Origin of the sequence: Kitasatospora sp. NPDC056138 (genome assembly GCF_042264695.1) — a bacterium.
Lineage (GTDB): Bacteria > Actinomycetota > Actinomycetes > Streptomycetales > Streptomycetaceae > Kitasatospora.
The window spans coordinates 72,717-81,303 of record NZ_JBHJVK010000010.1 but is presented as its reverse complement, the minus strand read 5'-3'; the positions used below and the strand labels follow the sequence as shown (position 1 = coordinate 81,303).

General features: G+C 73.2%; 9 protein-coding genes. 3 read left to right on the top strand and 6 right to left on the bottom strand.

Annotated elements, in window-relative coordinates; all coding sequences use genetic code 11:
• Positions 1-209: 209 nt before the first annotated feature.
• Both ACFC1R_RS09855 and ACFC1R_RS09850 read right to left on the bottom strand, forming a co-directional pair.
• A complete protein-coding gene (locus tag ACFC1R_RS09855) occupies positions 210-545 on the bottom strand; it encodes a YnfA family protein (RefSeq protein ID WP_375935524.1) in 336 nt (111 codons plus the stop codon).
• A gap of 161 nt (positions 546-706) precedes the next feature.
• The gene (locus ACFC1R_RS09850; RefSeq protein WP_375935521.1) at positions 707-2,371 is read right to left on the bottom strand and encodes a purple acid phosphatase family protein; all 1,665 of its coding nucleotides are present in this window, start codon (positions 2,369-2,371) and stop codon (positions 707-709) included.
• A 289-nt stretch (positions 2,372-2,660) separates the two neighbouring features.
• Between ACFC1R_RS09850 and ACFC1R_RS09845 the strand changes: the two genes are divergently transcribed.
• Entirely contained in the window at positions 2,661-3,134 is a 474-nt protein-coding gene (locus ACFC1R_RS09845) for a Dps family protein (RefSeq protein ID WP_375935518.1), read from the top strand.
• Between the two features lie 15 nt (positions 3,135-3,149).
• Here ACFC1R_RS09845 and ACFC1R_RS09840 read toward each other — a convergent pair whose 3' ends face one another.
• From ACFC1R_RS09840 to ACFC1R_RS09825, 4 genes are all read right to left on the bottom strand, one after another.
• The gene (locus tag ACFC1R_RS09840) at positions 3,150-3,860 is read right to left on the bottom strand and encodes an MBL fold metallo-hydrolase (RefSeq protein WP_375935515.1); all 711 of its coding nucleotides are present in this window, start codon (positions 3,858-3,860) and stop codon (positions 3,150-3,152) included.
• A 66-nt stretch (positions 3,861-3,926) separates the two neighbouring features.
• Positions 3,927-4,727 carry an aminotransferase class IV gene (locus tag ACFC1R_RS09835; RefSeq protein WP_375935512.1) on the bottom strand — a complete coding sequence of 267 codons (801 nt, stop codon included), beginning with the start codon at positions 4,725-4,727 and terminating at the stop codon, positions 3,927-3,929.
• Positions 4,728-4,890: 163 nt separating this feature from the next.
• On the bottom strand, positions 4,891-5,355 hold the full coding sequence (locus ACFC1R_RS09830; RefSeq protein WP_375935509.1) for a (2Fe-2S) ferredoxin domain-containing protein: 465 nt from the start codon (positions 5,353-5,355) through the stop codon (positions 4,891-4,893).
• Positions 5,355-7,385 (bottom strand): heavy metal translocating P-type ATPase, encoded by a 2,031-nt coding sequence (locus ACFC1R_RS09825; RefSeq protein WP_375935506.1) that lies wholly within the window; start codon positions 7,383-7,385, stop codon positions 5,355-5,357. The genes ACFC1R_RS09830 and ACFC1R_RS09825 overlap by 1 nt, the downstream gene beginning before the upstream one ends.
• Positions 7,386-7,501: 116 nt before the next feature.
• On the opposite strand from ACFC1R_RS09825, the gene ACFC1R_RS09820 reads away from it, so the two are divergent.
• Complete coding sequence (locus tag ACFC1R_RS09820; RefSeq protein WP_375935503.1) at positions 7,502-7,855, top strand: ArsR/SmtB family transcription factor; 354 nt, start codon at positions 7,502-7,504, stop codon at positions 7,853-7,855.
• A gap of 245 nt (positions 7,856-8,100) precedes the next feature.
• The gene (locus ACFC1R_RS09815) at positions 8,101-8,535 is read left to right on the top strand and encodes a CBS domain-containing protein (protein ID WP_375935500.1); all 435 of its coding nucleotides are present in this window, start codon (positions 8,101-8,103) and stop codon (positions 8,533-8,535) included.
• The last annotated feature ends 52 nt before the right edge of the window (positions 8,536-8,587 follow it).

Genomic DNA, 8,587 nt, shown 5'->3' with positions numbered 1-8,587 from the left:
CCCGCGCCGTACCTGGCCGTCGTGCCGCACGGTGGCGGCGGGTCGCTGGAGCTCCACCCCTGGGCGGCCGGCGCCGGCCCCCCCCGCCCCGCCCGCCCGCCCGGCCCCGAGGCCGGGCGGGGTTCCGGTCCGGCTGCACGGGCTGCTCACCGGGTTCGAACCGGTCGCCCGCCCGCCGGTCTCCGGACGCCGACCGCAGGTGGCGGACCCTACCGCCCGCGCGGTGCGTACATGATCACACCGACCCCGGCCAGACAGACGAGCGCGCCGATCACGTCGTACCGGTCCGGCCGGTAGCCGTCCAGGACCACGCCCCACAGCAGCGAACCGGCCACGAACACCCCGCCGTACGCGGCGAGGATGCGGCCGAAGTGCGAATCGGCCTGCAGGGTGGCCACGAACCCGTAGGCCCCGAGCGCGACGACCCCCGCCCCGATCCACGCCCAGCCCCGGTGCTCCCGGACCCCCTGCCACACCATCCAGGCGCCCCCGATTTCGAGCAGGGCGGCGAGGACGAACAGCAGGGCGGAGCGTGCGACGGTCATGGCCAGCGAGCTTACGACGTGATCCGCCGGCGGCGGCCGGCCGACCCTCCCCGAGGAGCGGGTGCGCGGGCCCCGGCGCGGTCTTCGCGGCGGCACGCCGAAGGCGGCGCCACCGGGCACTGTCCGGTGGCGCCGCCTTCAGGGGTTCGGGCCGGCCGCCGTCAGCGGCGCAGCCACGGGAAGTCGCCGTCGTCGCCGTCGTCGTCCCAGTTCTCGCCGGCCTTGCGCAGGATGGTGTAGTGGTCGATCTGGGTGCCGTCCTCCGCCAGGGCGGTGACCTTCATCGAGGACTTGCGGCCGGGGTGGGCCGGGGTGACGTCCACCTTGATGAAGGAGTAGCCGGTGTAGCGGACCCGGGACCACTCGACCGTCTCCTGGACCTTCACGCCGCCCTTGGCGAAGTGGAAGGTCTTGACCGAGTCGACCCGGTTCTCGTGGCCCTCGTAGGTGTCGGGGTAGTCGAAGCTGTAGAGGCTGCGACCGGCCGCACCGGCGGTGACGTAGACGATGCCGTCCTTGGCGGGCTCGATGGTCTCGCCGCTCGGCACGGACTTGGAGACCTTGTTGCCGAGGATCGCGTCGGTGCGCTCGTAGACGTGGTTGTGACCGTTGATCACCAGGTCCACGCGGTACTTCTCGAACAGCGGCACCCAGGCCTCGCGGACACCGCCCTCGGAGGCGTGCTGGTGGGTGGTGGAGAAGGCGCAGTGGTGGAAGAAGACGACGATGAAGTCGACGCTCTCGTCGTCGCGCAGGTCGCGCAGCTGGCGGTCCAGCCACTTGGTCTGCTTGCCCGCGGTGAGGCCCAGGTTGGCCGGGATCTCGTACGAGACGTCGTTGGCGTCCAGCGAGATGACACCGACGTTGCCGTACTTGAAGGCGTAGACGCCCGGGGCCTTGCGCGGGTCCGGGCCGTTGCCGGGGAGGAAGAAGCGGGCGTCCTCGCCGCCGTACCCGTTGTGCGAGTACCAGGCCTCCATGTCGTGGTTGCCGTAGGAGACCATCCACGGGATCTTCGAGGCGACGGTCTCGGTCTGGACCAGGAAGGCGTCCCAGGTCTTGGCGTCGTAGGCGACCTTGTCCGAGTCCTGGCCCTGGCCCATCGGGTCGGCGTAGCAGATGTCGCCGGCGTGCAGGTGGAAGGACGGCTTCTGGGCCAGGATGACGTGGTCGTTCCCGGCCGCGTGCGAGCTGACGCCCTGGTCACCGAAGGCGGTGAAGGTGAACGGCGCGTACGGCTTGCCCCAGCGCCAGTCGCGCGAGGGCGCGGTGCGGAAGGTGCTGAGGGTGGAGATGGCCTGCTGCGAGGCCGGGTCGAAACCGTCGTGGCCGACACCGTAGTAGTAGGTGGTGTCGGGGTCGAGGTCGTCCAGCGAGACGTGCAGGTAGTACTGGTCGACCGGGGTGCCGGTCGGGGTCAGCGCGGGGGTGTGCAGCGCCCGCACCTCCGCCTGGATCTTGTGGCCGAGCGACCAGGGGTGCTTGCCGAAGCGCAGGAACGGCCGCTTGACCGGGGCCGGGACCTGCCAGGAGATCCGGAACTGGGTGTCCGGCTCGGCGCCGAACGCGAGGTGACGGCCGATCGGAGCGACCAGCGAGCCGTTGATGCCCTCCGTGCTGCCGGCCGTGAGCAGGCCCGGGGTCGCGGGGGCGGCGAAGGCGGTGCCACTGCCGAGCGCGCCGCCGACGGCGACCGCACCGACCGTGATGGCGCCCATCCGCAGCGCCTTCCGACGGGAGAACCTGCTGCGCAGGTACTCGTGCTGCTCGGCCATGCTCATCCGGTCGGCGAGCTTCTCGGGCACGCCCATGCGTGGGATATCCATGGCGTGGAGATTCGCAGCGACGGGTTGCGTGAACACGGACATTCAGTGAACGACCGTTGTCGTGTCGGTGTTCTGGGCCGCAAGTTTCGCCCATGTGTTCGCAAAGAACCGACGGCCTGCGCCCTGCTGACCTCGATTGACGTCGCATCAGCTGACGTCGGATCGGCCCATCGCCACCACGGCCGACTCCAACACCCCGACCCGATGGGCTGTATGACCGTTTTGTGGGCATACGTGAGAGGCTGGCCGACGAAAACAGGCCGAACCCGCACCAGAAGGAACCGAGCCGATGTACGGAGTCAAGAGCCCTCTGCCGGACGCCGACCGCAAGGTGGTCGGGGAGGCGCTCCAGGGCGCACTGGTCGATCTGATCGACCTGTCCCTGGTGGCGAAGCAGCTGCACTGGAACGTGGTCGGACCGCGCTTCCGCTCGGTGCACCTCCAGTTGGACGAAGTGGTCGCCCTCGCCCGGCTGCACGCCGACACCGTGGCCGAACGCGCGGCCGCCATCGGCGTCTCCCCGGACGGCCGGGCCGGGACGGTGTCCAGGAGCAGCGGCATCGCCACCGCCCCCGAGGGCGCCGTCACCGACTCCGCCACGGTGGGGGCCCTGGTCGCGGCCCTCGGCGCGGTGATCGTCCGGATGCGCGAGCGCATCGCCGCCACCGGCGACCCCGACCCGGTCAGCCAGGACATCCTGATCGGGCTGACCGCCGACCTGGAGAAGTACTCCTGGATGGCCCAGGCCGAGAACACCGCCTGACCCGGCTCCCGCCGCTCACCCGGTCGACGCCGCCGCAGCCCTGAGGGCAGTGGCGGCGTCGCTCGTGATCGGCTCGCCGTGGCCGAAGACCGCCACCTGAGCGTCGAGCGCGGCCAGTCGGTGGAAGGACTCGATCGCCCGCGCCCGGTCCCGGTTGAACACCCCGAGGATGGTCCGCCCGCCGACGTTGGCCACCGCGTCCCCAGTGAACAGCACCCGGGGGCCGGGCAGATGGAACGCGGCGCTCCCGTCCGTATGACCCGGCACCGCCACCACCCGCGCCCCGCCGCCGAAGTCCACGACATCGCCGTCCGCCAGCTTGACGTCCACCCGCGCGGGCGGCGCCGGGGGCAACACGGGCTTCGCCGCCCAGAGTTCCTCCTCCCACGCCGGGGCGTCGTCGAAGACCGGTGGCAGCGGCGGCCGTTCGCCCCGGATCACGGGCGCGTCCAGCCGGTGCGCCAGTACCTGGACACGGCCGCCCCCGCCCCAGCCGGCGATCTCGGCCGCCGAACCCGCATGGTCCTCGTGGCAGTGCGTCAGCAGCACCCGGCGCAGCTCGGCCGGGTCGCGCCCGAGCGACCGGATCGCCCGCGCGATCGCCTCACCGGAACCGGCCACCCCGGTGTCGATCAGCGTCAACTCCCCCGGGTCGCACCACAGATAGGCCTGCCCGATCTCGAAACCCAGCAGATACAGCTCAGGAATGATCTCCACGGTCTCCATACCGACGATCCTCCACCCGCCCCGCCCGGGAACAGCCGGACTTCGCTCCGAGCGGACCGGGTCCGCTCAGAGCCGATCACCCGGCAGTGCGGTGTACAGCGCGCGCAGCTCCCCGATCACCGGGTGCTCGGCCGGGAGGACCAGCCCGTCCAGCGCGCCGACGGCCCGCACCCCGATGGCCGCGTTGGTCGCGAACGCGGCCTCGAAACCCGCCGCCTCCGCCACCCCCACCCGCTCCGACCGGCACGGGTACAGGCCCTGCAGCAGCTCCATGGTGGTCCCGACCAGGTGCTCCGCCTCCGGCCAGACCACCTTCCGGCCGCGGACGAACCCGATGTTCCAGGTGCCGCCCTCGGAGATCCCCCGCTCGCCGTCCACGAACAGCACGTCGTCGAAACCGGCCCGCTGCGCCTCCCGCCGGTGCCAGAGCGACCCGAACAGTCCGACGCTCTTCACCGCGGGCAGTTCCCTGCGGTACCGCACCGAGCGCACCCGCAGTGGCGGCAGCGGCGCCGGGCCCCCCGCCGGACGGGCGGTCACCAGCAGCTGCGGCTCGGCGGGCCGCCCGATCGTGCCGATGTCCAGCGCCGGGTCGAAGACGGTCACCCGGACCACCGCCGCGCCCTCGGCCGGCACCACCCTGCGCGCGAGCTCCCGCACCCGTGCCGGGTCCAGCTCGGCCTCGAAGACCGTACGGCAGTCACGGGCCAGCCGCTCCAGGTGCAGCGGGAGGCCGCGGACCCGGCCGTCCTCGACCAGCATGGTGGTGAAGTGCCCGTAGCCGGTGAGCGCCAGCGCCTGGAGCTCGGCCGGGGTCGCCGGTCTTCCGTTCAGCTCCGCCGTACTGGGTGCGCCCTGGTCTGCCATACGGCCAATCATGGCAGGTCAGGACTCCTGTGCCGGGCCCGGCAGGCCCCGGCGCGCCGCCGGGGCGGGCGTCGCCGGAACCCGCCGGAGCCCGTCGGCCGGCCGGGGTGGGCGCCAGGGCCGGGACTCCGGGGCCGGGTCGGACGCGGGTGGCGGACGCCGGTCAGCCCGGCAGGCCCTCGCGGACCCGGCGGGAGACCGCGAACTCCTGGAGGTCCAGGGTGCCGGGCGGTTCGGCGATGCCGGGGCCGCCCGCACGTACCCACTCGGTTATCTCGTCGAGCATGTCGTCCGCCAGCACCCAGCCCAGCCAGACCGGGCGGCCGCCCGCCAGCCGTCCGGCCGGTGAAGGGCTGACCACGACCACGTTGGAGTGGTCGCAGGCGTCCAGGCACTGCACCGCGCGGACCCGGCCCGCGTCGCCCAGGCCCTCGCGCAGCCGCACCAGCTGCGCGCCGTGGTCCACCTCCGGGTGCTTGGCCGTCGTGCCGCAGCAGCAGCCCCGGCAGACCGTCACCGTGCAGGCCGCGTCGGTGCCGGGTGCCTTCGAGGCCCGGGACGCCTTGGCCGTGGCGGTGCCGGTGGGCTCCTTGGACTCCTTGGACTCCCTGCGAGGGCGACGGGCCATCAGCTTCCTTCCGACAGGGCCCGCCGCCACGCGGAGTCGCGCAGCAGCCGCAGGCCGTTGAGACCGACGATCACGGTGGAGCCCTCGTGCCCGGCGACCCCGAGCGGCAGCGGCAGCGCGCCGGCCAGGTCCCAGACCACCAGGGCGGCGATGAACACCCCCGCGATCACCAGATTCTGCACCACCAGCCGCCGGGCACGTCGCGACAGCGCCACCACGGCCGGTACGGCGAGCAGTTCGTCCCGGACCACCACCGCATCGGCGGTCTCCAGTGCCAGGTCGGACCCGGCCCGGCCCATCGCCACCCCGCAGTGCGCGGCCGCCAGCGAGGGCGCGTCGTTGACCCCGTCGCCGAGCATCAGCACCCGCTGCCCGTCCGCCTCCAACTCCTGGACGGCAGCCGCCTTCTCCTGCGGCAGCAGCCCGGCGCGGACCTCCGGGAGGCTGAGTTCGGCGGCCAGTCCGGCGGCGGCACGCGGGTTGTCCCCGGTGAGCAGCACGGGCGGGCGCCGGGTCAGCGCGGCCAGCCTGCGGACCGCGTCGGCGGCGTGCTCGCGCGGACGGTCGGCGAGGCCGAGGACGCCCAGCGGCCGCCCGTCGCGCAGGACCAGGACGGCGGTCCGCCCGGCGGCCTCCGACTCGGCCACGGCGCGGGCCGTGCCGGGGTCGGGCGCACCGGCGGCGGTCCAGCCGGCCGCCGTACCGGCCCGTGCCGGGTCCGCGCCCTCCGCGGCCCCCGGCAGGCGCGCCGGATTCCCCACCTCGATCACCCGGCCGCCCACCGTCGCGCGCACGCCCGTCCCCGGTGTGGACGCGAAGTCCGTCGAGTCGGGCAGCGCGGCCGCCCGCCCGTGTGCGGCGGCGACGATCGCGCGGCCCAGCGGGTGCTCGCTGCGCACCTCGGCGGCGGCGGCCAGGGCGAGCAGCTCGTCCGCACTGACGCCGTCGGGACGGGCGGCGGGACGGACCTCGACCACCTGCGGAGTGCCCGCGGTGAGGGTGCCGGTCTTGTCCAGGGCGACGGCGGTGACCTGCCCCAGGCGCTCCATCACCACGGCCGACTTCACCAGCACGCCGTGCCGCCCGGCGGTGGCAATGGCCGAGAGCAGCGGCGGCATGGTGGCCAGTACCACCGCGCACGGCGAGGCGACGATCATGAAGGTCATCGCCCGCAGCAGGGTCCCGGTCAGTCCGCCGCCGAAGGCCAGCGGCAGGGCGAAGAGCGCCAGGGTCGCGGCGACCAGGCCGACCGCGTAGCGCTGCTCGACCTTCTCGATGAACAGCTGGGTGGGCGCCTTGGTGCTGCCGGCCTCCTCGACCATGGCGACGATCCGGGCGATCACGGTGTCGGAGGAGTCCCGTTCCACGGCGATCCGCAGCGCGCCCACACCGTTGAGGGTGCCTGCGAAGACCTCGTCCCCGGTGCCCTTGGCGACCGGCAGCGGTTCGCCGGTGATGGTGGACTGGTCCACCTCGCCGAGGCCGTCGAGCACCCGGCCGTCCGCGCCGATCCGTTCACCGGGACGGACCAGTACGGTGTCGCCGACCGCCAGAGCGGCGGCGGGGACGGTCTCCTCGTGCCCGGCTGCGGTCAGGCGGGTCGCGGTGGCGGGTGCCAGGTCGAGCAGACCCCGTACCGAGTCGGCGGTCCGGGCGGTGGCCAGCGCCTCCAGGGCGCCGGAGGTGGCGAAGATGACGATCAGCAGCGCGCCGTCCAGCACCTGGCCGATGGCCGCCGCGCCGAGCGCGGCCACGATCATCAGCAGATCGACGTCCAGGGTCCGCTCGCGCAGCGCCCGGAGCCCCGCCCAGGCGGGCTCCCAGCCGCCCGTGGCGTAGGCGAGGGCGTAGAGCGCGCCGGACGTCCACTCCGGCGCGCCGAGCAGCCGGGCGAGCAGCGCCAGCAGGAAGGCGAGCGCGGCGGCGGCCGCCCAGCGGGCCTCGGGGAGCGCGAGGCCGCGGGTGCGGCGGGTCGGCGGTGCGGCGGCGGGCGCAGCCTGGCCGGCCCGGGCGGTGAGGGTGGTGGACATGGCGGGTCCTCTGGGCACGGCGGGGTGGTCGGCCGTCCACGATACAGGAATACATGAACAGGTTTTCATTCATTCATCAGTCCGGACGGCCCGCACCGCACCCGTAGGATGCAGCCATGGGACACGGAGCCGCCGCGAACGCCGTACCGCGCATGCGCCTGGACGCCTCGAACGCGGCCAAGGTCGCCAACACGCTCCAGGCCCTGGCCACTCCGTCCCGACTGTTGATACTCGCTCAGCTGCGCGAGGGCCCCCGGCCCGCGACCGAGCTCGCCGGGGCGGTCGGCATGGAACAGTCCGCCTGCTCACACCAGTTGAGGCTGCTGCGCAACCTCGGCCTGGTCGTCGGCGAGCGGCGCGGACGCTCGGTGGTGTACTCGCTGCACGACCACCACGTGGCCGAACTCCTCGACCAGGCGGTCTACCACGTGGACCACCTCCGGCTCGGCCTCACCGACGAACCCGCCTGAGCCCCGCCCCGCTCCACCCCCCGGCCCTTCCCCGCCGCACCCCGGTTGGATTCCCGAACCCTCCGCACCCCCGGACGCTCCGCACGCCCGGACGCTCCGCGCACCCCGGACCACCGCCCGCCACCGCTCGCCGAGCGGCCCGCCCGGCGGCTGCTTATGGTGACCACATCGCCACACTCCGCTCCGCACCGGGCGGTTGCGAACGGCGCTGCCGCCGGAGCGGAGCGACCGAGGAGGATTTGACCGTGATCACTGCACGTGACGTCATGCATGCCAAGGCCCAGTGCATCAGCGAGGAGCAGACGCTGCTGGAAGCCGCCAAGATGATGGAGAAGATGGGCGTAGGCGCCCTGCCGATCTGTGGCAGCGACCAGAAGCTCAAAGGCATCATCACGGACCGTGACATCGTCGTCCGATGTATCGCCAAGGGCAAGGACCCGGCCACGATGAAGGCCATGGACCTGGGCGGCCACCTGCACTGCGTCCGCGCCGACGACACCATGGAGATGGTGCTGAAGAAGATGAAGGACCACCAGATCCGCCGGATCCCGGTGATCGACAACGAGAAGCTGGTCGGCATGATCAGCGAGGCCGACCTCGCGGCGGGCCACATGATGGGCAAGGGCCTGACCGATCAGATGATCGTCGACTTCATGGACGGCGTCTACGCCAAGCGCTGAACCCACGGGCCGGGAGCGGCGTCGGCCCACCGGGGTCGGCGCCGCTCCTCAC